Genomic DNA, 22,362 nt, shown 5'->3' with positions numbered 1-22,362 from the left:
AATTTTTTGTACCATACCAGTTGCAAATTTTGTTCAAAATATAAAATCGAGTGATATAATGTGAGCCAAGTCACATTATGACCTTGGGTTGACGACGGAAAAGCACGACCTGACACGCTTTTTCGCCGCCGGTGATGTCCGCAGATTGTCAGGAATAATCACTGATCTATTGAGGTTGAGTCGATGGCTACGTTAACCACCAGTCTTATCGTTATGCGTTGGGAATTACTTAGCGCCGTTATGATGTTTTTTGCCAGCACCTTGAAAACCAAACTTCGTCAGGATAGCCATCACGTTATGGCATTCATGTGTGGTGGCATCGGTTTGGGCATGACCTGCTGGTTTGTCACCGGTTTAATGGGCATTACACTCACTATGGAGAGTGTGCACAATTTCATGTCCATCTCTAAGGATGTGTTTATCCAGGTGATGAGCCAAGCGCCTGCTGAATGGCCAATGCCTTAAAATTTTCCAATAAAAAACCCCGCTACGCGGGGTTTTTTATATTGCTGTGTATTCTTAAATTTTCTTCAACATGGCAGGGATATTAACATCCTGCACTGTGACGCCCGGTCTCTGCGTTCCGCGACGATCTTGAATCCACATGTCTCCCATCATTTGATTGAGTCCACGATCTAACCCTGTCACCAAACCTGCGCCTGGTGTAAACGTCAATTCACCAAAATAAATACGCTCTTCATGGATATACCAGTCAACACGCACATAGTCGAAATCACTGGCCAGCTTTTTGCTCATATCGAGCGCATGTTGCAGTGACGGCATGATGTTAGTGACATCCAGCCCGGTATCACGGATCTTGTGAAACGCCTCATTAAGGTTATTCACATAGAAATTCATGGATAACAGCGGCTGACATCGGTTGTAGATGACTTGCAGCACATATTCAAACTTGCCATCACGCTTGTTGAACATATGAAACTTGTAATCAATCGGCGCACTTTTTCCATCACCGATGTATTGCTCCACCAAAATACGGGGCTTGATGTAGCGATAATGGATTTCACGCGCTTCATTAGCAAAATCCGTTTTCAGCCAGCGATAGCAATCATGGATGATTTGCTGCTTACGCAACGCGTCCGGTTCTTCCAACAGAATTTCTACCATGTTAGACGCGTGGTTCGGTTTAATCACCGTTCCTTTCCAACAAGGCAAACTATTCAGCGTGGTCGGATCGGTGGTTTCGTGTACCAACGGGATCAGGTATTCGTTGCCAATCTTCTCGGCAATGAATTCGCGCACGCTAAACTTATCTGACAAGCGACCATAATTTTGGTAATCGCCGTAGATAAATTTGCGGTACAGCACCTTTTCGTTAAACACTTTAGGCTGACGAAGATTGGGCAGTTTTCTGAACTTATGGAAGTAGTAGATGCGATCCTGATAGGACCAAGGCATCTTCTTGATGAAATACTGCACACTTCTTCTGAGTTCTTCTTTCAACTTGAGCATATCGGACCTCATTTGTAGGTTTTGTAGTTGAGTGAGGAAACTTGAATCTTTTGAATGACGCCGTTTTTGAAGAAGTAATTCATTACGGTAAGGGACAACAGTTCTGAAAGGAAAACGCTCCACGCGGCCCCCATGACGCCGTAGTCCTGGATTAGCCACCAGGAAAGCGGCACACTGATGACCATCAAACAAATGATTTTCCTCAGCAAATAGTTAAACCCACCTTCTTTTACCATGTAGCGATACGCTACAGTCCCCATTGCCGAAAAGCTGGTTGCAATCGACAGCAACGTAATGAGGCTTCCTGATTGTGTGTATTCTTTACCGTATAAAGCGATGATGATCTGCTCACCGAACAACGCAATGATCAGCAACATCAACAATGAAACACCCACGACATACCCGTGTAGCCGTGCAGCTAATTTTATCGCTGCATCGCCGCGCTCCCTGAAGATCTCGCTAAAGCAGGAAGTAATCAGCGCGACGGGGATAAAAATCCACGAAGCGGCAATTGTGTTGGCGGCAGCGAACAAGCCAAGATCACGTGCTGAAACAATCCCTGCCAGAAACATCTGCGCCGTTCTAACCTGCACAGAAATAAAGATGCTGGAGATGGCTAACGGCAAGCCGGCGTACATTAAGTAACGCAAATAAGCAGCGCGCTTTTCACGCGGCGGCATGAGATCCTGGTGTTCGCGATAAAAGTTGTAGCGTTTGATGAAATACGGCACCAACGTCACCGCCACAATAGAAAGCGTGAGCCACAGTGGATTCAGACGCTGCCAGGCAATGATGAAACTGATAGTAAAACTCAGCACCATGCCAATGGCGTTAGCGATGGTATTTAACCGTGAGGCAAGCCGCGCATTGTTATAAACGCTGAACGTGTCTTGAGTGACAAAAACCGATGCCACGAATGAGGCCAGTGCAAATGCCAGGAAATTTTCCTGCATGTTGTACCAGACCCAAATCAGCACAGGTATTGAGGTGAGCAACAATAAAACCATTCGCATGGTGCGCGCGATCGTCATCAGGCGTAAGCCTTTTGACGCATTTTTACTCACACGTTTAAAAAGAATGGTTTCGGTGCCAAATATTGCAATGGTTTGCACCATGGCAAATAAAGAGGTTGAGAAGGCCATTTGACCAAACACCGTTGGGCCAAACGATTTAGCCACGTAAGAAGTCACAAATATGACGCCAAACACAGAGATGAGCTTCTCAGACATCATCCAGGCGGCATTAGACATTACGCTCAATTTCATCGACTCTTCCTTAATATTACTGACCTACAACCTCTTCGGTACAACATCCCTGTAACGAATTAATAAGCGCTCAGTGGGCCTGGCGAAAATTAAAGGCTTCAAACCAAACTGGTCCGAAAAAATGAGAATCAAAGCACGATTCAGAGAATGAATTCAGGATTATTCTTATTATATTTGGCGCGAATAACTTGAGATGGAAACGATTTCAAGCTGAAATGAGCGCAGTTTTGTAGAGTCATAACCTGCGTATTAATCAAGGCGGTTATGCTAAATATCCAATGTACGTAGAATTTTTTCGTATTTAGGATGTGAAGAATCTATATCAAAAACCCTTCTCCAGGAAGGCGTCCTAACCCGATCAGAATAAAATAAGATTTATCCCATGATGATATTTATTCTAAATATCTTAATTTAACCTTCGCAATTCAATTCGAGCACTTTAATACTGCATTAATAGAAAACTTACAGTGCCAGGATTTATTAAAGTCATTCTCATCCATTAATCGATAAGAAAGGTAAGCGCATTTATGAGAAAGTCACGATATAGCGAAGATCAAATCACAAATGCCATTAAAGCTTCTGAATCAGGTGTAAAAGTCAGGGAGATTTGTGAGGAGCTTGGCATCTCCGAAGCAACCTTTTATAGCTGGAAGAAGAAGTTTTCTGGGCTATCTTCGGAAGAAGGTAGAAAAATCAAAGAGCTGGAAGAGAAATTGCAAAATCTTTCCCGCGAACTGCAAACGCTGAATTCAGATAAGGAGATGCTCCAGAGCGTATTGAAGAACTTCTTTACGACCAATGAAAAACGTCAAGCAGTCAACTTCTTACAAGATACCTTTGACATCGGGACGCGCCGTAGCTGCCGCTTACTGGATATTAGCCGCAGTGTTTATCATTACCCGTCAGGGACTGAAAACCGTTAATTCCAATGCTACCGCTTTTCCTGGACTTAAAGCTGAGATTTGTTCTTACCAGAAGAGATGAAGATCATTTAACAGGACATTTGTAGCTACTCTTTCCGCACCATTGATTCCTAATGAATGGATTTGCGGCTAAGCTTCTTTTTTTGCGGTAAAATTGATTCGCAACAGCAAAAAGTCTCGCTTTCTACGCTACTTCCCCCTAGCCCAGTCTCATTTCGGTGAGATTGGTGCTTCTTAATTATTAGGTTAATCCTGCTAACCAACGGAACTGAATACAGACAATTCTGTTAAGCCAGTTTAAACAAGTTTAATAAAATCGATTCTTACCTCTCAGTTTAGAGTGGATCTAAGCCTTTTTCTATTGAATGAATTTCAACCATCACTAGTGGATAAACCAAAAACTTTCTCCAGGAATAATCCAGGATAAATAGTTTATAGATACTTACCACTTTAATGATCAGCATAGGGTTTGTCTGTTTAAAATAGTGTTCAAAGGTACTAAATATTAATCTTTTAAAATAAGCGAAACGGTAACTGAACCCGACGTTTTTCCAATTCACTGAAGTAAAAACTGGTTTATCTCGCTGTTTTATCAGGGCCAATAGCCAATAAAAACGCAGAGGCTGGCCATAAATATGCACAAACAGGGCTAATTCACTGACTTAAATGGCTAGTTTTTCCACAACCAATGATTTAAAGAATAGCCGGAATGGACTTTAAAAGTCTGAAACCGGTTAACAGAGCGTTTTTCTTCCCTCTCAAACAGGCTTATTTTGGCTATTGAAGGTTGAACGGAGACGATAGAAACAGAGAAAGAAACGGTAATTAAGGAAGAAAGCGGATAATAGGGGCTAAAAAGCAGTACGGCAAATTCTTAAAATGCTTCAAAATCAGTGAGTCGCGCTGACCCTCAACACTGTCAGCGCGAGTACGTTAGACATCGACTTTAGACACCTGCGATTCAGGCTTAATTCGCATTGCCCAAATTACACCGGCAATCAAACAAGCAATACCGACTGTGGTTAAGAGTGGCGGCCAGCTTTGATGCCAAAGAAATGTCCACAACAAGCCAAACAGGATTTCGAAAACGATCAAGGGGCCCATGAGCACGGTTGGAAGGCGCTGGCTTGCAGCGTTCCAGCATAAGGTGCCCAACCAAGAGCACAACAGGCCAATCGTCAGCATTAATGGAACGAAAACCTCAGGGTGCGGGCCCAATGGCAGTTCAAACTCTGGGCGTTGCCAGGCAAGCTGAACACTCACCAACGCATACATGATCAACGCCAACGGCAAGGTGACTAAGCCTTGCGCGGTTGCCCAAGTCGATGGTCTCAGCTGGGGATGCGTACGCATCCAACGGGCATTGCGCAGCGGATACCATGTCCAGCATCCCACCGCCATTATTGCCAAGGCGATGCCAGTCAGATAGCGGCTTAATTCAAAATCTACGCTCTTTGTCCGCAGTTCCGCCACGTTCACACAGAGCAATCCCACTGCAATGATAATGAGTGCGGGGATCAGTCGACGCCAGGAGAGCCGTCCTTCAAGGTGCCCGTAACGCCAGTTTGCTGTCACCGCGATGACGACCGGCAACGTGCCGATAATCATGGTTGAAACGGGCGCGCCGGTGCGTTGGATCGCATTGGCGAGAAACGCATAATAAAGAAGGTTTCCTATCAGCGAGAGTTTCAGCGCTTCTCGCCAGTCGGCAGGTAGCAGTTTGCGCAGGCGCTGACGATCGTGCCATGCCAACGGAAGCGCAATCAGGCCAAAGGCGACATAGCGCCCGGCTGACTGAAGCGTGCCAGGATAATCGGGCACCAGCAGCGGGCCAACAAAGATTAACCCCCACATCAACCCTGCTGCGAGGGCAAACAATACGCCAGCAAACATCTTTTTCTTCCTTTATAGAGAAACCGGCGCAGTGTGGCGAAATAGCGGAAAGATTGCTTGTAGCAGATTGCGGTGATGCTAGCGACGCATCACCTGTTTTTGATAACGACCTGGCGTAATGCCATAACGTTGAGCAAAAGCACGCGTCAGATGTGCCTGATCGGTAAGTCCCACCGTTGCCGCCACGCTGGCCGCTGATTCACCGCGCGCAAGCAATTGCTTGGCCTCATATAAACGATACGCCATCAACATTTGCTGTGGCGTGACATGAAAGTGGTCACGAAAAGCACGCAAAAAATGCCACGGCGACAGTGATGCCAGCGCGGCTAACGATTCAAGCCGTACCGGCTCTGCAAGATTTGCGCGTAAATAGTCACGGACATGATCAAAGCGGTGCTGCGCCTCTGGTTTTTGCTGAGCAGACATGCGGGCCAGCGGCCGCATCAGGCGAAATAATTCCGACAACAAGCTTTGCCGCGCCAATGCTGAATCCGCTTGCCATAGCGCAGTCAGGATTTGCGACAGCGGCTGCGCCAGGCGCAGGTCTGTAAGCATGGCCTCATTAAACCACCAGCCGCGATCGCCGGTTAATTCATCCATCAGTTGCGGCTGAATGTAGATCATCTGATAGCGCCAGCCTTCATCACAAGCTGATTCGCCAGTGTGAAGTTCGTCAGGGTTCATCATCACCAACGAGTTTTCCGGCGCCGTGTATTGTGTTCCGCGATAGCGAAAGCGCTGTGCACCCGACTCAATAGTACCGATACCGAAGGCTTCATGGGTATGCGGTTCAAATGCATAGCGAGAGATGTGTGCCTGATAAAGTTCTACGCCCGGCAGCTCAGACAACTGCTGAAACTGCGCGCAATCTTTTTCACAGGGAAAAACGGCTGGAACGCCTTCCACGACACACCTCTTGGTTACATTGAGTTTGTTTTACTAGCATGCATGTGAACGATGCTGAAATGCAAAAGTTTGCCAATGTCATCTCGCCAGGTAACACTGCTTCGCTGATGCATAAACGGAGTTTTAACATGGCACAGCGTGTTGTAATGGTAGTCGATATGCAAAACGGCGTTTTTGAAACGCCCCGCTTTGATCAGGACGGTCGCGTCGCACGCATTAACCGCCTTATTCAACAATCCGACCTAACAATTTTTATCCAACACCGCGAAGGCAGCATGAAAGAAGGCGCGGCTTCTTTTGATTTGCTGCCAGAACTGCATCAGCCTGCTCACGCACATTTCGTGGCCAAAACGGCCTGCGACAGCTTTTGGCAAACGTCTCTAACCCAACGGTTAAATGAACTGTCTGTGAAAGAGTTTGTTATTTGTGGTTGCGCGACCGATTACTGCGTCGATACCACGATTAAAGTCGGTGCCAGCCTTGGCTATCGCATTACCGTGGCGGCTGATGCGCATACCACGGCCGATCGTACTTTTGTCAGCGCAGAACAACTGATTAATCAACACAACGAGGTGTGGGCAGCGCTTTCACTGCCTGGCAATGTGCCGCGTGTGCTGAGCTGTGATGCCATTTTGACAGAATGGTCATAGTTGAAAAAAGTTTATAAAAGAAAAGGCCCAGCGAGCTGGGCCTTTTCTTTTGGTTTAACGCGAGTCCGCAAAAATCAGAACGGGATGTCGTCGTCAAAATCCATTGGAGGTTCATTATTGTTGCTTGCAGGTGCGCTCTGCTGCTGCGGACGAGATTGCGCGCCGCCGCTGAACTGATTACCGCCGCCCTGTGGCTGCTGCGGTTGGCCCCAACCGTTGTTGTTGTTGCTTTGTCCGCCGCCAGCAGGTGCTGCTCCGCCAGCGCTGCCGCCTTGACGTCCACCCAACATTTGCATGGTGCCGCCTACGTTAACCACAACTTCAGTGGTGTAACGTTCCTGGCCGCCCTGATCCTGCCATTTACGCGTACGCAGTTGGCCTTCGATATAGACCTGGGAACCCTTACGCAGGTATTCACCGGCTACTTCGGCCAACTTGCCAAACAGCACGACGCGGTGCCATTCGGTGATCTCTTTATTTTCACCGGTTTGTTTGTCGCGCCAGCTTTCCGACGTGGCCAGCGTAATGTTGGCGACAGCGCCACCATTTGGCATGTAACGCACTTCCGGATCCTGACCCAGATTCCCGACAAGAATCACTTTGTTAACGCCACGACTGGCCATGTTGCTGTCTCCCGATGAGTTAATGCTAAAAGTCTAAACGATCAATTCTAACACGTCCTGAATAGTGTTCCCACTTTAGAGCGGGGTTCCAATTTTGAACACTTAGCCACCAAAAGGCAAAGACTACTGGATATTTATTCAGTCTATTTTTTGTGCCATAATAATGCGTTTATTCTGGTCGTGTCGGCATGGCACGGCGAGTGCTGCTAATCCGGGAAAGGTGAATGGATAAGATCGAAGTTCGTGGTGCTCGCACCCATAATTTGAAAAACATCAACCTGACCATTCCGCGTGACAAGCTCATTGTGGTAACCGGCCTTTCGGGTTCCGGTAAATCCTCTTTGGCTTTTGACACGCTGTATGCGGAAGGTCAACGCCGCTATGTAGAGTCGCTCTCTGCCTATGCGCGCCAGTTTCTTTCTTTAATGGAGAAGCCAGACGTCGATCATATCGAAGGTCTGTCGCCCGCTATCTCCATCGAGCAGAAATCGACTTCACACAACCCGCGCTCGACGGTCGGCACCATCACCGAAATACATGATTACCTGCGCTTGCTGTTTGCACGCGTGGGTGAACCGCGCTGCCCAGATCATGACGTCACGCTCGCGGCGCAAACTGTGAGCCAAATGGTCGATCAAGTCTTAGCGCAACCTGAAGGTCGCCGCTTGATGCTGTTGGCTCCGGTCGTGAAAGATCGTAAAGGTGAACATACCAAGACGCTGGAAAGCCTGGCGACACAGGGTTATATCCGCGCGCGTATTGACGGCGAAGTCTGCGATCTTTCCGATCCGCCTAAGCTTGAGCTTCAGAAAAAACACACCATTGAAGTGGTCATTGATCGCTTCAAAGTGCGTGAGGATCTTTCAACTCGCCTGGCAGAATCGTTTGAAACCGCGTTAGGAATGTCTGGCGGCACGGCGATTGTTGCCGACATGGACGACAGCGCAGCGGAAGAACTGCTGTTCTCAGCGAACTTTGCCTGCCCGATTTGCGGTTACAGCATGAGTGAGCTGGAACCACGCTTGTTCTCTTTTAATAACCCAGCCGGTGCCTGTCCAACATGTGATGGCTTGGGCGTACAGCAATATTTTGATCCCGATCGTGTGGTGCAAAACAATGAGCTGTCGCTGGCTGGCGGTGCAATTCGTGGCTGGGATCGTCGCAACTTTTACTATTTCCAGATGCTGCGCTCACTGGCTGAGCATCTCGATTTCGACATCGAAGCGCCATTTGGCAGCCTGAAAGAGAACGTGCAGCAAGTGATTCTGTACGGCTCAGGTAAAGAGAGTATTGAATTCAAGTACATCAACGATCGCGGTGACACGTCTGTACGTCGCCATCCGTTTGAAGGCGTACTGAACAATATGGAACGTCGCTATAAAGAGACCGAATCTTCAGCGGTACGTGAAGAGTTGGCGAAGTTTATCAGCAACCGCGCCTGCGCCAGTTGCGAAGGCACGCGTCTGCGCCGTGAAGCGCGTCACGTCTATCTTGAAAACACCACATTACCTACGATCTCTGATATGAGCATCGGTCATGCGATGTCGTTTTTTGAGAACCTTAAGCTAAGCGGGCAACGCGCTCAAATTGCTGAAAAAGTGTTGAAAGAGATCGGCGATCGCCTGAGCTTCCTGGTGAATGTCGGGCTCAATTATCTCTCTATGTCGCGTTCCGCAGAGACGTTATCCGGCGGTGAAGCACAGCGTATTCGTCTGGCTAGCCAGATCGGTGCGGGCCTGGTTGGCGTTATGTATGTGTTGGATGAGCCGTCAATTGGTTTGCATCAGCGCGATAACGAACGTCTGCTCGGCACCTTGATTCATCTGCGCGATCTGGGTAATACCGTGATTGTGGTTGAGCATGATGAAGATGCTATTCGCGCCGCTGACCATGTGATCGACATCGGTCCAGGCGCAGGTGTGCATGGCGGTGAGATTGTTGCTGAAGGCACCGTTGATGAAATCATGGCAGAAGAGGCGTCATTAACCGGTCAGTTCCTGAGCGGTAAACGTGAAATTGCTGTGCCGCAAGAACGGGTGAAAGGCGATCCAACCAAAGTATTGAAAGTCACTGGCGCACGCGGTAACAACCTGAAGGATGTGACGCTAACGCTACCGGTTGGCCTGTTTACATGTATCACCGGCGTGTCCGGTTCCGGTAAATCAACGCTGATCAACGATACGCTGTTTCCGATTGCTCAGCGCGCGCTTAACGGTGCGACCATTGCCGAACCCGCAGCGTATCGCGAGGTTCACGGGCTAGAGCATTTCGATAAAGTTATCGATATCGATCAAAGCCCAATTGGTCGTACACCGCGTTCTAACCCGGCGACTTATACCGGCATCTTTACGCCGGTACGTGAATTGTTTGCCGGCGTTCCCGAATCGCGTTCGCGCGGCTATAACCCGGGACGTTTTAGCTTCAACGTGCGGGGCGGCCGCTGTGAAGCCTGTCAGGGCGATGGCGTTATCAAGGTAGAAATGCACTTTCTGCCCGACATTTACGTGCCCTGCGACCAGTGCAAAGGTAAACGCTATAACCGCGAAACGCTGGAAGTTAAGTACAAAGGCAAAAGCATCCATGAAGTGCTGGAGATGACCATTGAAGAAGCGCGTGAGTTCTTTGATGCCGTTCCGGCGCTGGCGCGTAAGCTACAAACGCTGATGGATGTTGGCCTGTCGTACATCCGTCTTGGGCAGTCCGCAACGACGCTTTCAGGCGGTGAAGCACAGCGTGTGAAACTGGCGCGTGAGTTGTCAAAACGCGGCACCGGCCAAACGCTCTATATTCTGGATGAGCCAACCACCGGCCTGCACTTTGCCGATATTCAGCAGTTGCTGGAAGTGCTGCATCAGCTGCGTGACCAGGGCAATACCATTGTGGTGATTGAACACAATCTTGACGTGGTCAAAACCGCTGACTGGATTGTCGATCTGGGGCCAGAAGGCGGCAGCGGCGGCGGTGAAATATTGGTTGCTGGCACACCGGAGACAGTGGCGGAGTGCGAGAAATCGCATACCGCCCGCTTCCTCAAGCCATTATTGAAGAAGTAAATCTTTCAGGCCCGCCTCGTGCGGGCCTTGTTTTTAGTCCTGCACAATTGCCCCGAGAAATGCAGAATCAGGCAAGATTCAAACATGTATAGGCATATACGCTTTCGGCATCCCTGACTATCCTTAAGCGTTCCTCTTTGGCACGCCTTTCGCGTCGCCCTATTTGCAGCTGTTCTGCCCTGCTGCACTTATCTAAAAATCATCACGACACATCGACGAAACTGGAGACACCATGAATATCACGCATGCGTATGCTGCTCAGGATGCTAAATCCAAACTCGCACCGTTCGATTTCAAACCACGCGAACTCCGCGCACATGATGTGCAACTTGACGTTTTGTACTGTGGCGTTTGCCACTCAGATCTTCATCAGGCTCGTAACGAATGGCGAAACACTATTTTCCCTGTGGTGCCAGGTCATGAAATTGTGGGTCGCGTCACCGCTGTGGGTGCAGATACTCAGAAATACAAAGTGGGTGATTTGGTTGGCGTGGGTTGTATGGTTGATTCCTGCCGCAGCTGTCCAAGCTGTCAGGAAGGCCTGGAACAATATTGTGAAAACGGTTTTGTTGGCACCTATAACGGTGAAGACCGCGAAACCGGCGCGATCACTTACGGTGGCTACTCAACCTCAATGGTCGTAGATGAAGGCTTTGTGCTGCGTATTCCAGAAAACCTGGAACTGGCGGGCGTTGCGCCGCTGCTGTGCGCGGGCATCACCACCTATTCGCCGTTGCGCCACTGGAATGTTGGCCCAGGTAAAAAAGTAGGTATCGTGGGTTTGGGTGGTTTAGGCCACATGGGCGTGAAAATTGCGCACGCGATGGGCGCACATGTTGTGCTGTTCACCACTTCGCCGTCAAAAATCGAAGATGGTAAACGTCTGGGCGCTGACGAAGTCGTGGTCTCAAAAGACGCGGATCAAATGGCGCAGCACACCAACAGCTTCGACTTTATTCTCAATACCGTTGCGGCTCAGCACGATCTGAACCCTTTCATCGCTTTACTGAAGCGCGACGGCAACATGACGCTGGTTGGCGCACCGGAACACGATCACCCTGCTCCACAAGTATTTAACCTGATTTTTAAACGCCGCAGCATTGCAGGCTCACTGATTGGTGGTATCGCTGAAACGCAAGAGATGCTGGATTTCTGTGGCAAGCATGGCATTACCTCAGACATTGAACTGATTGCCATTAATCAGATTAATGAAGCCTATGAGCGCATGTTAAAGAGTGATGTGAAGTATCGTTTTGTTATCGATATCAAAACATTACGTGAAGAAACCGCTGCTTAAGCCTTACGCCGCTGAACCATCAGGTCCTCGTCTGTATTACTGGCGAGGACCGCTGTTTTACTTTTACTTTGCTGTTCCCGCCTGCTGATAAGAAGCATCAACCAGATAGTAGATCTGCGAGTCCTTCAACGAGCCATCCAGAAAGAGTGTATTCCAGTGCGACTTATTAAGATGTTCGCTGGGGAAAACATCTTTGTGTTCTTCACGCATTAAGTCTGCCAGGGCAGGTGTCGATTTCAGTGACACCGCAGGACGCCCTTCGACATCGTGAACCATGGCAAATAGCATGCCATCGCATTTAATTTGCGTTGCTTTCCAGTCGCTGTGTACGCTTTGTTCCGCGCCAGGTTTGCTCATGCAATAGGTCAATAACTCCGAAGTATTCATCCTCATTCCCCTTGTAAGGTGGCGACGATTCGCCTCGCACCGCCATGTATGCGGTGTTCTCCCAGCCAAATACCTTGCCAGGTTCCCAGTACTAGCTTTCCTCGCTGAACTGGCAACAGCAACGAAACACCTAACGTCGATGATTTAATATGCGCAGGCATGTCATCGCGACCTTCATAATCATGCTGATAAGGCGCATCTTCTGGGACGTGGCGCATGAAATGTTGTTCCATATCGCTACGCACCGTGGGATCGCAATTTTCATTTAGCGTTAACGATGCCGAGGTATGCTGCAACAGCAAATGCAGTAGTCCGGTTTTGATTTCAGCCAGCGCAGGCAGCTGATCGACAATCTCTTCAGTGACTAAATGAAACCCGCGTTGTCTGGCGTTCAGCGTTAAGGTTTGTTGATACCACATGCTTTTTCCCTAAATCGGTTACACCTTTTAAGTGTGCAGCATGTCGCGAAAAGGTAAACCCTGCAGGGAAATTAAATAAAAGGTCCGGGACGTGAGAGAACAGTCGAAGGTGCGGGCATTGTTTCGAGATGGGTACGCGGATCGCGCAAACAGCGGCCGTTGAAAACGCTAAACCTGATATTAACACGCACTCAGGTCCCCACAAGAGCGGTCTCCTTTATCGTGACGGCTAAAAAAACGGTAAAAAAAACCGCCGAACGACGCCGACGGTTTGTTTCTTTTCGTAAGATTTACATCACCGCAGCAAACGCTTCAGCCACCTGATGTACGTTTTTACTGTTCAGGCCAGCAACACACATACGGCCACTTCCTACCAGATAAATGCCAAACTCTTCACGTAAACGATCAACCTGCTCGGCGCTTAAACCGGTATAGCTAAACATGCCGCGTTGCTTCAGCAAATAATCGAAGTTTTGACCCGGCAAAGCGGTACTTAATACCTGCACCAGTGCTTTACGCATGTCCAGAATACGCAAACGCATCGCTTCCACTTCTGCTAACCAGCTGGCTTTTAAGGCAGCGTCATTCAGCACGCGCGCAACAATCTGTGCGCCGAAGTTCGGTGGGCTTGAGTAGTTACGACGCACAGTCGCTTTCAGCTGACCCAGTACGCGGCTTGATTCTTCAGCACTTTCGCAGACGATAGACAATCCGCCTACACGCTCGCCATACAGTGAGAAGATTTTAGAGAACGAGTTGCTGACTAACGCTGGCAAACCTGCCGCCGCAATTTTGCGGATAGCGTAAGCATCTTCTTCCATGCCTGCGCCGAAGCCCTGATAAGCGATATCAAGGAATGGAATCAGCTCCTGCGCCTTCAACACTTCAGTGGTTTGATCCCACTGTGCGTTGGTCAGATCAGCGCCGGTTGGGTTATGACAGCATGGATGCAGTAACACGATACTTTGCTTAGGCAGCGTTTTCAGTTTTTCAATAAAGGCTTCAAAACGTACGCCGTTAGTTTCAGCGTCGTACCATGGATAAGTATTTACCTCAAAACCTGCACCATTGAAGATAGCAACATGGTTTTCCCAGGTTGGATCGCTCACCCAGACATTGGATTGCGGAAAATAGCGCTTGAGGAAATCAGCACCGACTTTCAGTGCGCCCGATCCGCCCAGCGTTTGGATGGAGGTTACACGGCCTGCTTTTAGCATTGGGTGTTCAGCACCAAACAGCAGCGGTGCAATCGCGTTACGGTAAGGATTCAAGCCTTCCATCGGCAGGTAGAGCGAAGCCTGCTGCGGCTCGGCATGCAGCTGTTCTTCCGCTGCGGCAACGGCCTGCAACTGAGGAATAATGCCGTGCTCGTCGTAATAGAGCCCAATGCTGAGGTTAACTTTATGTTCGCGAGGATCCTGTTTAAAGGCTTCCATCAGCGACAGAATCGGGTCGCCGGCATAGGCATCAACGTTTTGAAACACGGTGCAGATCTCCATGATTGGTCTTGTTAAGCAGGGAATGTAAGCAGATCACTTGTCTCATTAAACCATGTAGCGTCCAGGACGATGGTTCATAGCGATAATCAGATTAAGAATTACCGCGCCTGCTATCGAGGCGAGCAATATTGGCATGCTGACCACGAACAGCGACGCCAGCACCACACAGGTGTCGACTGCCATTTGCAGTTTACCGGCACGGATACCAAAACGATCCTGCAGCCAGAGCGCCAGAATATTGATGCCGCCGAGGCTGGCTTTATGACGAAACAACACTATAAACCCAATCCCCATGATTACGTTACCGAACAATGTCGCATAAAACGGATCGAGGTTGGAAAAGTGAACGAACAGCGGATGAAGGTGAGTGAAGAGTGAAACTAACCCCACAGCGCAAAACGTTTTAAGCGTAAATTCCCAGCCCATGCGGCGCACAGCCAACCAGTAAAATGGCAGGTTGATCAGAAAAAATGCGCTACCAAATGACAGCGGGGAGATATAGCTGATCAGGAAAGCGATGCCGGCGGTGCTGCCGGTTAAGGCGCCCGCTTGCTTCAGCATAATGACGCCAAACGACACCATTAATGTGCCCATCACTATCGCCAGCGCGTCTTCTATACGGGAATGGGGAATACGGGAAGGTTGAACAACGTTATCCATGGGTGTTTTCTCATTGCAAATGATGCGGTTCAAATGCAAAAAACGCACCATACCGACAACGTTTTTCTGCTGTCGGCAGGTGCCAGCGATTATCCCATTGATATCTAAGGCGCTTTATTGCAGGTTTTTGTGCATGAATATCAATTAAACCGTCAAATCATGCACAAATTCTTTTTTGGTGCGCGTTTTTTGCATTAATTACCAACATTCTGCACCAAAACCGCACATCACGCACTGTTTTAGCGCGCGGTATGCTCAGGAATCATCATTAATCCATTCTCTTTTAACCGGCCCAGTACTACCGATGTTTTAACGTGTGAAACGCTTTGATGTCCGGCGACTAACTGGCTGATTAGTGCCCCCAGCGAGGGCAGATCAGAGACGGCTACTTTCAACAGATAATCGGCATCGCCCGTGGTTTTATACGCATCAACAATTGCATCTTCCTGCTCCACCATACGGTGAAAGCTCTCTACATATTCTGCCGTATGGTTAATCAGGCGAACTTCTATCAATCCCACCATACCTAGACCAATCGCGTCGGGCGAAAGCCGCGCATGATAGCCAAGAATCAAATTGGCCTGTTCGAGATTAATACGGCGGCGGGAACATTGAGACGCAGAAAGACCCACCAAGTCACTCAATTCCTGATTAGTCAGTCGGCCATTAGCTTGCAATAAAGTCAGTATTTTAAGGTCGTAATCGTCTACATGCGTCATTCTGATTCCAGAGCGTTATAAGCGTCGCTTTGTTACAGATAACCCGATCACTGGTGAGGTTGTCCAACACTATTTTCTGATGACAGGCCTGACATGCACAGAACGTGCATGTCAGCACAAAGAAAGGCTTATTCGTCGTCGTATTGCGGGCCTGCGTAGTTATCGAAACGCGACCATTGTCCATTAAAGGTCAAACGGACCGTGCCGATTGGGCCGTTACGCTGTTTACCCAAAATGATCTCAGCAATCCCTTTGAGGTCGCTGTTTTCGTGATAAACCTCATCGCGATAGATAAACATAATTAAGTCCGCATCCTGCTCGATCGATCCTGACTCACGCAAATCCGAGTTGACCGGACGTTTATCGGCACGCTGCTCCAGCGAGCGGTTAAGCTGCGAAAGCGCCACCACCGGCACGTTTAACTCTTTGGCCAACGCCTTAAGGGAGCGCGAAATCTCAGCAATTTCCAGCGTACGGTTGTCAGACAGCGACGGCACGCGCATCAGCTGAAGATAGTCGATCATGATCATGCTCAACCCGCCGTTTTCACGAAAGATACGGCGCGCACGTGAACGGACTTCTGTTGGCGTTAGCCCGGAAGAATCATCGATATACATGTTCTTCTTCTCGAGCAGAATGCCCATGGTGCCGGAGATACGCGCCCAATCCTCATCGTCGAGTTGGCCGGTACGAATACGGGTTTGGTCCACGCGTGAAAGCGACGCCAGCATACGCATCATGATCTGCTCGCTGGGCATCTCCAGACTGAAAATCAGCACCGGTTTATCATGCAGCATCGCGGCGTTTTCACACAGGTTCATGGCGAACGTGGTTTTACCCATCGATGGGCGGGCCGCGACAATAATCAGATCCGATCCCTGCAAGCCTGCGGTCTTTTTGTTGAGATCCTGATAACCGGTATCGACACCGGTAACGCCGTCGTGTGGTGTTTGATATAGCGATTCGATACGCGAGACGGTCGATTCAAGAATTTGCTCGATGTTTTTCGGGCCATCATCCTTGTTGGCGCGCGCTTCAGCAATTTTGAAGACGTTGGATTCCGCAAAATCCAGCAGCTCTTCGCTGTTTCTGCCTTGCGGATCGTAACCCGCATCCGCAATTTGATTGGCGACCGAAATCATTTCACGAACAATGGCACGTTCACGCACGATATCGGCGTAAGCACCAATGTTTGCTGCACTTGGCGTGTTTTTCGCTAATTCGGCTAAATACGCAAAGCCGCCTGCCATTTCCAGTTCGCCACGGGTTTCCAGCGATTCTGAAAGGGTGATCAGGTCAATGGGTTGGCTCTCTTCCAGCAAACGCTGCATTTCTGAAAAAATCAGACGATGCGAACGGTTGAAGAAATCGTTGGCGACGACACGCTCTGAAACGTTATCCCAGCGTTCGTTGTCCAGCATTAACCCACCGAGCACCGATTGCTCCGCTTCCAGCGAATGCGGGGGCATTTTCACGCCAGCCAGCTGACGATCATGCGTTTCGTTCGATTTGTTGGTGGGTTTATTTCCTGCCATAGTGAATGCAATACCGATCTTCTGTGGGGACGCGCCAGTATACCTTGTTGTCGCGCGCGCCTCACCCTCATGATGAAACAATCACAGGAGTAAGAATGGCAAAGCGTATTCAATTCAATGCACACGGCGGCCCTGACGTTCTGCAGTGGATCGACTTTGAACCTGCCGATCCCGCTGAGAATGAAATACAGGTTGAGAACAAAGCCATCGGCATTAACTACATTGATACCTACGTGCGCAGTGGACTCTATCCAGTAGGCAGTTTCCCGTCAGGTTTAGGTACCGAAGCGGCCGGCGTAGTAAAGCGCATCGGTAAAAATGTGACTCGCTTTACGCCTGGCGATCGCGTGGTTTATTGTCAGGCGGCATTAGGCGCATACAGCGAACTGCATAACGTTGCGGAAGATCGATTGATGTTGCTTCCCGATGCAATCAGCTTTGAGCAAGGCGCAGCCAGCTTTTTAAAGGGCTTAACCGTGCAATATCTCCTTCGTCAAACCTACAAAGTTAAACCTGACGAAATTTTCCTGTTTCACGCCGCCGCAGGCGGTGTTGGCCTGATTGCCTGCCAGTGGGCAAAAGCGTTAGGTGCCCATTTGATTGGCACTGTGGGTTCAGCAGATAAAGCGCAGTTGGCTAAAAATTCCGGTGCATGGGCCACAATTAATTATCGCGAAGAAAATATTGCACAACGCGTAAGTGAGTTAACCGAGGGTAAAAAAGTTGCCGTGGCTTATGACTCGGTAGGTAAAGATACCTGGGAAGCCTCTTTAGATTCACTGCGTCGACAGGGTTTATTAGTGAGTTTTGGTAATTCGTCTGGTCCAGTGACCGGAATCGACTTGGGTATTTTAAACAAGAAAGGGTCGCTGTTTGTTACCCGACCTTCGCTGTTTGGCTACATCACTAATCGTGAAGAACTGGAAATCGCCAGTGCTGAGCTGTTCTCGCTCTTAGCCAGCGGGGCCATAAAAGTTGATGTGCCGGAGCAGCAGAAATTTGCGCTTAAAGATGCCAGCCAGGCACATAAAACCCTGGAAAGTCGAGCGACTCAAGGTTCAAGCCTTTTGATTCCTTAAATGCAAAAAGGGCTTCTCTTAGGAAGCCCTTTTTGTCTTTTTTATCGTTCGCGCTAGTGTAGGGACAGCGGCGATGAATGCGATTTGACTCAACGAGAGTAATCCTGACAGAAAACATAAGTAAAAAATATGTTTAATTGCCGAATTGTTCTAAGCAATTTCTGAGTCTGTGATCGCACCCGCATTTAGCGCCAACTATTACGATCTAACCGATTGATTTTGCGTTTAAGCCTGGCAAGAGAATGCGACTCTTTGTTAGCAAAAAAGGTACGGTATAGCCATACCGACGCCACCGCTAACACTAGCCACGGCAACAGTTTGATAACAAGAGCAAACAACCCACCAACGAACATCACCATGGTTGCAACCACCAATGCGGCAATAACGCCAAGCAATGAAACACCGGTTAATAGCAGCATCAGGAAGAACCCTAATACAAATAAAATTTCCATGTTAGCGCCTCTTTAATAAGCTAATACTGAGCTATTACAAGAAATGTGCCAACGCGTAATTGTTTGAATTATAGGGAAAGAGCGGCATAACTGGATTTCATTATTAGCGAAAATAATCATTTTTTGGCGTAAAAAAAACCAGCCTTTGCAGGCTGGCTTCGCTAATTTAGGCTTCCTGAGGAATTTTGTCTGCCACCAACGTTAATGCGGCTTCCAGCACGCGTACATCCGCGCCAGGTTTATGCGCATTTTCACTTAAATAGCGACGCCACTGACGCGCGCCCGGGATCCCCTGAAACAGGCCCAGCATATGACGCGTCACATGGCCGAGGTAGGTGCCTTTGCTCAACTCCGCTTCAATATAAGGATACATTGAGCGCACCACCGCCACTGGATCGACAGCAGACGTTTCACGATTAAATAATTCACGATCAACCTGCGTCAGAATACCCGGGTTTTGATAAGCCTCGCGGCCCATCATCACACCATCCAGATGTTGTAGATGCAGTTTCGCTTCTTCCAACGTTTTAACGCCACCATTAACGGCCAACGTTAGATGCGGAAAGTCACGTTTGAGCTGGTAAACACGTGGATAATCCAGCGGTGGAATTTCACGGTTTTCTTTTGGGCTTAACCCGGAAAGCCAGGCTTTACGCGCATGGATAATAAAGGTATCGCATCCACCACGCTCTGCTACTGTGCCAATAAAATGGGTCAGGAATTCATAGCTATCCTGCTCATCAATCCCGATTCGGGTTTTTACCGTTACCGGCATGCTGACGACATCCCGCATGGCTTTGATGGCGTCCGCCACTAAATCGGCTTCTGCCATCAGGCATGCACCGAAGCGACCATTTTGTACGCGGTCAGACGGACAGCCTACGTTCAGGTTAATTTCATCGTAACCGCGCTCTTCCGCCAGCTTAGCGCACTGCGCCAATGCCGTGGGGTCGCTACCGCCAAGCTGTAGCGCAACCGGATGCTCCTCTTCACTATATGTAAGGTAATCACCTTTACCATGAATGATTGCGCCCGTGGTAACCATTTCGGTATAGAGCAGCGTGTCGCCGGTGAGCTGGCGATGAAAATAGCGACAGTGACGATCGGTCCAGTCGAGCATAGGTGCAATGGAAAAACGTTGCGAAGAGAAGGTATCGGTCATGAAGCGCAGAGAATCCGGTGGTTATGAGTGATGATATTCTGTGCAAGAATACCACAAGGGTGGGCGACATTGCATCGCCCACCCTTTTCTATCCGTGCAGATCGTTAGAAATTGAACCCGAGCTGCATCATTGCGCCCCAGGTATTATTGGCACCTGCTGTACCTGCAAGATCTACATGCACCGCGTTATTAAATGGCGATAAGCCGAAACCGGCGGTAATAACGTTTTCATCATTAGAACGCATATCTGCTCGATAGCCGGCACGCAACTGCAACCAGTCTAACACCCGATATTCACCACCGACCGCAGCATATTGATTACTGCCCTCTGATTTGAAGCGCTTGGTTTCAGTTAAATCTACATCGCCGGTTAAGGTAAATGGACCTTTATCCCAGGCAAGACCTGTGGTTACCAGCGGGCGAATTTGGTAAGTATCGCGGTAGCCGTTGACCTCTTTTGTATCAAGATCGCGTGAAATCAGGTTTTGTCCAGTCAAGCCAAAGGTCCAGTTTTCAGCAAAGGTTGTGGCTAAGCCTGCATCAACGTTGAAGCCGGTATCAGAGCTCCGATAACGTGAACTGTTGATATCGCTTTTGTCGTAGTTGTAGAGACTATCGGTGTAGTTATAAAGCCAGGTTTTCTGAATCTTAGGTGTAACCCCGATTGAAACAGGTTGGCCGGCAATCGTGAACTCATGCGCCACGGAAATACCGTAATCGGTAATCAGCGCCGCCAGGCCATTGGCGCTGGAACGCAAATTATCCTCATCGCCAGGCACTGGGATGACGGAACCATTGGCAACACCTTGTAAGTAATCAATATCACTCTGCGCTACGTTAGCCTGCACATGGACAGTTCCGTAGGCTTTGGTTATGAAAGCGAAAGGCAGGGTTTCATTAGGAATGGTCACGGCGACAGCCACACCCGCACGGCCATCCGCTTTGTTGCCCTTTAAATCGCTCAGTTGATTTGCTACATCACCCGTTGCCGCCCGTAATTCAGGGTAGCCACGTAAATAGTCGGCAAAAGTCAGATTATTAATAACGTCCTGATAGCGATCAACGGTATCGGAAATATCATCTACTTTGTCAATTAGCTTGTCGTTATCAGTGATTTGCACACCCGCTGAAGGGAAAATAATACTGACTTTATCTTCAGGTTTGGCGCGAGTCATCAACGCCGGGTTTGCCAACACGGCAGAGCCATAGGTTGATGAAGCGACGCCGGTACCACCCATGGCATCATTGCGTGCGTCATACCATGTCCCTGCCGCCATGGCGGAAGAAGAAATAAACAGTGCACTTAACATCACCGGGTAAGCCAGCGCTGAGCGCTGAACGAATTTTTTCACCATCTGCCTGTCATCACCTGTAAAAAGTGCCGTCGAATCATTCAACGACTGAATAGGTTGTTAGCGCTATTGTGAACGTCAGCTAACACGTTATTGCTGTGAATTCGAAGGAAACAGTGTCTCAATTCAACGGATTGGATGTTTTTGTATCAGATTAGCGTTGTTATTGTTCAAGTTGGTGCAAAAAGAACGGTGCAAGACCAGCCATTCCTTAAATACTTTTGAACATTAATACTTAACTCAGTGAGATGCAAAGCGAAATGGCGGAAAAATCCTCAACCTGTTGAAATAGGTTGGATCTGTTTAAGCGAGGCTTCAGCACTTAACTGAAATTTTAACGCGTAGAAAGTGACGTAAATGCCTGTTTTTCACGCCCGGTGCAACGCCTGCGTGAACAAAATTTGTGTGATAAAATAACATCACTTATTTAGCGGAGAATTTTCATGTCGACGATGACGTCAGAGCAAATTATGTCCCAGGCGGAAAAACTGTGCCTGCAGCGCGGTGTTCGTCTGACTACGCAGCGTGCAGAAGTATTACGTTTGATGGCTGAGCTGCCAGGTTCAATCAGCGCCTACGATTTGCTGGATCAGTTACGCGTAAGTGAGCCGCAGGCTAAACCTCCTACCGTATATCGCGCGTTGGATTTTTTGCTTGAGCAGGGTTTTATTCATCGTGTTGAATCCAACAACAGCTACGTGATGTGCCACCATTTTGATGCACCTGCGCATACGTCTGTGATGCTGGTATGCGATCGCTGTGCAGCGGTTATTGAAAAACATGCACAGGGCGTAGAAAACATCATTGGTTCGCTGGCCACGGATGCACATTTCGCTCTACGTCATAGCGTCATTGAGGCGCACGGTTTATGTGAGAAATGCGTTGCGGTTGAAGCTTGTACACACCATGAAAGCTGTGAACACGATCATCACGTTGACGTGAAAAAGCGTGGGAAGAAGGGATAGTTGGCACATCCTTGTGCCTGTCCGGTATGAGCGTACCGGTGGGTAGGAGCATC

The 22,362-nt window shown here is 48.8% G+C and carries 21 protein-coding genes; 7 read left to right on the top strand and 14 right to left on the bottom strand.

All coding sequences use genetic code 11. The annotated features are described in order from the left end of the window. The first annotated feature begins 183 nt into the window (after positions 1 to 183). Positions 184 to 465, top strand: a complete 282-nt coding sequence (locus tag SC127_RS11515; protein ID WP_215847884.1) for a YjcB family protein — start codon at positions 184 to 186, stop codon at positions 463 to 465. A 54-nt stretch (positions 466 to 519) separates the two neighbouring features. On the opposite strand, the gene SC127_RS11510 is transcribed toward SC127_RS11515, so the two are convergent. Together SC127_RS11510 and SC127_RS11505 are read right to left on the bottom strand one after the other, a co-directional pair. Beyond that, positions 520 to 1,470, bottom strand: coding sequence for an ATP-grasp fold amidoligase family protein (locus SC127_RS11510; protein ID WP_215847885.1), 951 nt, complete (start codon positions 1,468 to 1,470; stop codon positions 520 to 522). A gap of 8 nt (positions 1,471 to 1,478) precedes the next feature. Further along, on the bottom strand, positions 1,479 to 2,735 hold the full coding sequence (locus SC127_RS11505) for an oligosaccharide flippase family protein (RefSeq protein ID WP_215847886.1): 1,257 nt from the start codon (positions 2,733 to 2,735) through the stop codon (positions 1,479 to 1,481). A gap of 527 nt (positions 2,736 to 3,262) precedes the next feature. On the opposite strand from SC127_RS11505, the gene SC127_RS11500 reads away from it, so the two are divergent. Continuing rightward, on the top strand, positions 3,263 to 3,658 hold the full coding sequence (locus SC127_RS11500) for a transposase (RefSeq protein WP_215847887.1): 396 nt from the start codon (positions 3,263 to 3,265) through the stop codon (positions 3,656 to 3,658). Positions 3,659 to 4,591: 933 nt separating this feature from the next. Here the strand turns inward: SC127_RS11500 and SC127_RS11495 are convergent. Both SC127_RS11495 and SC127_RS11490 read right to left on the bottom strand, forming a co-directional pair. Continuing rightward, positions 4,592 to 5,551, bottom strand: a complete 960-nt coding sequence (locus SC127_RS11495) for a DMT family transporter (protein ID WP_243078786.1) — start codon at positions 5,549 to 5,551, stop codon at positions 4,592 to 4,594. A 78-nt stretch (positions 5,552 to 5,629) separates the two neighbouring features. Next, positions 5,630 to 6,457, bottom strand: coding sequence for an AraC family transcriptional regulator (locus SC127_RS11490; protein ID WP_332626515.1), 828 nt, complete (start codon positions 6,455 to 6,457; stop codon positions 5,630 to 5,632). 128 nt (positions 6,458 to 6,585) lie between these two features. Here SC127_RS11490 and SC127_RS11485 point away from each other — a divergent pair, with 128 nt between their 5' ends. Then, positions 6,586 to 7,107 carry an isochorismatase family protein gene (locus SC127_RS11485; protein ID WP_332626514.1) on the top strand — a complete coding sequence of 174 codons (522 nt, stop codon included), beginning with the start codon at positions 6,586 to 6,588 and terminating at the stop codon, positions 7,105 to 7,107. Between the two features lie 74 nt (positions 7,108 to 7,181). On the opposite strand, the gene ssb1 is transcribed toward SC127_RS11485, so the two are convergent. After that, entirely contained in the window at positions 7,182 to 7,730 is a 549-nt protein-coding gene (ssb1, locus tag SC127_RS11480) for a single-stranded DNA-binding protein SSB1 (RefSeq protein ID WP_243078789.1), read from the bottom strand. A 224-nt stretch (positions 7,731 to 7,954) separates the two neighbouring features. Here ssb1 and uvrA point away from each other — a divergent pair, with 224 nt between their 5' ends. Both uvrA and SC127_RS11470 read left to right on the top strand, forming a co-directional pair. Then, positions 7,955 to 10,783: an excinuclease ABC subunit UvrA gene (gene uvrA / locus SC127_RS11475; protein ID WP_332626511.1), complete on the top strand. Its 2,829-nt coding sequence runs from the start codon at positions 7,955 to 7,957 to the stop codon at positions 10,781 to 10,783. 232 nt (positions 10,784 to 11,015) lie between these two features. Beyond that, positions 11,016 to 12,080, top strand: coding sequence for an NAD(P)-dependent alcohol dehydrogenase (locus SC127_RS11470; RefSeq protein ID WP_215847893.1), 1,065 nt, complete (start codon positions 11,016 to 11,018; stop codon positions 12,078 to 12,080). Positions 12,081 to 12,143: 63 nt separating this feature from the next. On the opposite strand, the gene SC127_RS11465 is transcribed toward SC127_RS11470, so the two are convergent. The 6 genes from SC127_RS11465 to dnaB form a co-directional block, all read right to left on the bottom strand. Further along, complete coding sequence (locus tag SC127_RS11465; RefSeq protein ID WP_215847894.1) at positions 12,144 to 12,467, bottom strand: MmcQ/YjbR family DNA-binding protein; 324 nt, start codon at positions 12,465 to 12,467, stop codon at positions 12,144 to 12,146. 2 nt (positions 12,468 to 12,469) lie between these two features. Next, the gene (locus SC127_RS11460; protein ID WP_215847895.1) at positions 12,470 to 12,886 is read right to left on the bottom strand and encodes a secondary thiamine-phosphate synthase enzyme YjbQ; all 417 of its coding nucleotides are present in this window, start codon (positions 12,884 to 12,886) and stop codon (positions 12,470 to 12,472) included. Between the two features lie 290 nt (positions 12,887 to 13,176). Beyond that, complete coding sequence (locus SC127_RS11455; RefSeq protein WP_215847896.1) at positions 13,177 to 14,370, bottom strand: amino acid aminotransferase; 1,194 nt, start codon at positions 14,368 to 14,370, stop codon at positions 13,177 to 13,179. A 60-nt stretch (positions 14,371 to 14,430) separates the two neighbouring features. Continuing rightward, complete coding sequence (locus SC127_RS11450) at positions 14,431 to 15,045, bottom strand: YitT family protein (protein WP_215847897.1); 615 nt, start codon at positions 15,043 to 15,045, stop codon at positions 14,431 to 14,433. Positions 15,046 to 15,284: 239 nt separating this feature from the next. After that, positions 15,285 to 15,764 carry an Lrp/AsnC family transcriptional regulator gene (locus tag SC127_RS11445; protein ID WP_215847898.1) on the bottom strand — a complete coding sequence of 160 codons (480 nt, stop codon included), beginning with the start codon at positions 15,762 to 15,764 and terminating at the stop codon, positions 15,285 to 15,287. Positions 15,765 to 15,892: 128 nt separating this feature from the next. Then, positions 15,893 to 17,299 (bottom strand): replicative DNA helicase, encoded by a 1,407-nt coding sequence (gene dnaB, locus SC127_RS11440; RefSeq protein WP_215847899.1) that lies wholly within the window; start codon positions 17,297 to 17,299, stop codon positions 15,893 to 15,895. Positions 17,300 to 17,394: 95 nt separating this feature from the next. On the opposite strand from dnaB, the gene SC127_RS11435 reads away from it, so the two are divergent. Further along, positions 17,395 to 18,378: a quinone oxidoreductase gene (locus SC127_RS11435; protein ID WP_332626506.1), complete on the top strand. Its 984-nt coding sequence runs from the start codon at positions 17,395 to 17,397 to the stop codon at positions 18,376 to 18,378. Between the two features lie 185 nt (positions 18,379 to 18,563). On the opposite strand, the gene pspG is transcribed toward SC127_RS11435, so the two are convergent. From pspG to SC127_RS11420, 3 genes are all read right to left on the bottom strand, one after another. Next, positions 18,564 to 18,830, bottom strand: coding sequence for an envelope stress response protein PspG (gene pspG / locus SC127_RS11430; protein WP_332626504.1), 267 nt, complete (start codon positions 18,828 to 18,830; stop codon positions 18,564 to 18,566). Positions 18,831 to 18,996: 166 nt separating this feature from the next. Then, entirely contained in the window at positions 18,997 to 19,992 is a 996-nt protein-coding gene (gene dusA, locus SC127_RS11425; RefSeq protein ID WP_332626502.1) for a tRNA dihydrouridine(20/20a) synthase DusA, read from the bottom strand. Positions 19,993 to 20,096: 104 nt separating this feature from the next. Next, positions 20,097 to 21,347: a conjugal transfer protein TraF gene (locus SC127_RS11420; RefSeq protein WP_332626501.1), complete on the bottom strand. Its 1,251-nt coding sequence runs from the start codon at positions 21,345 to 21,347 to the stop codon at positions 20,097 to 20,099. Positions 21,348 to 21,787: 440 nt separating this feature from the next. On the opposite strand from SC127_RS11420, the gene zur reads away from it, so the two are divergent. After that, positions 21,788 to 22,309: a zinc uptake transcriptional repressor Zur gene (zur, locus tag SC127_RS11415; RefSeq protein WP_215847904.1), complete on the top strand. Its 522-nt coding sequence runs from the start codon at positions 21,788 to 21,790 to the stop codon at positions 22,307 to 22,309. Positions 22,310 to 22,362 lie beyond the last annotated feature (53 nt).

This window comes from Pantoea sp. T14 (assembly GCF_036663535.1).
Classification (GTDB): domain Bacteria; phylum Pseudomonadota; class Gammaproteobacteria; order Enterobacterales; family Enterobacteriaceae; genus Pantoea; species Pantoea phytostimulans.
This window is presented reverse-complemented; position numbering and strand designations above follow the sequence as displayed.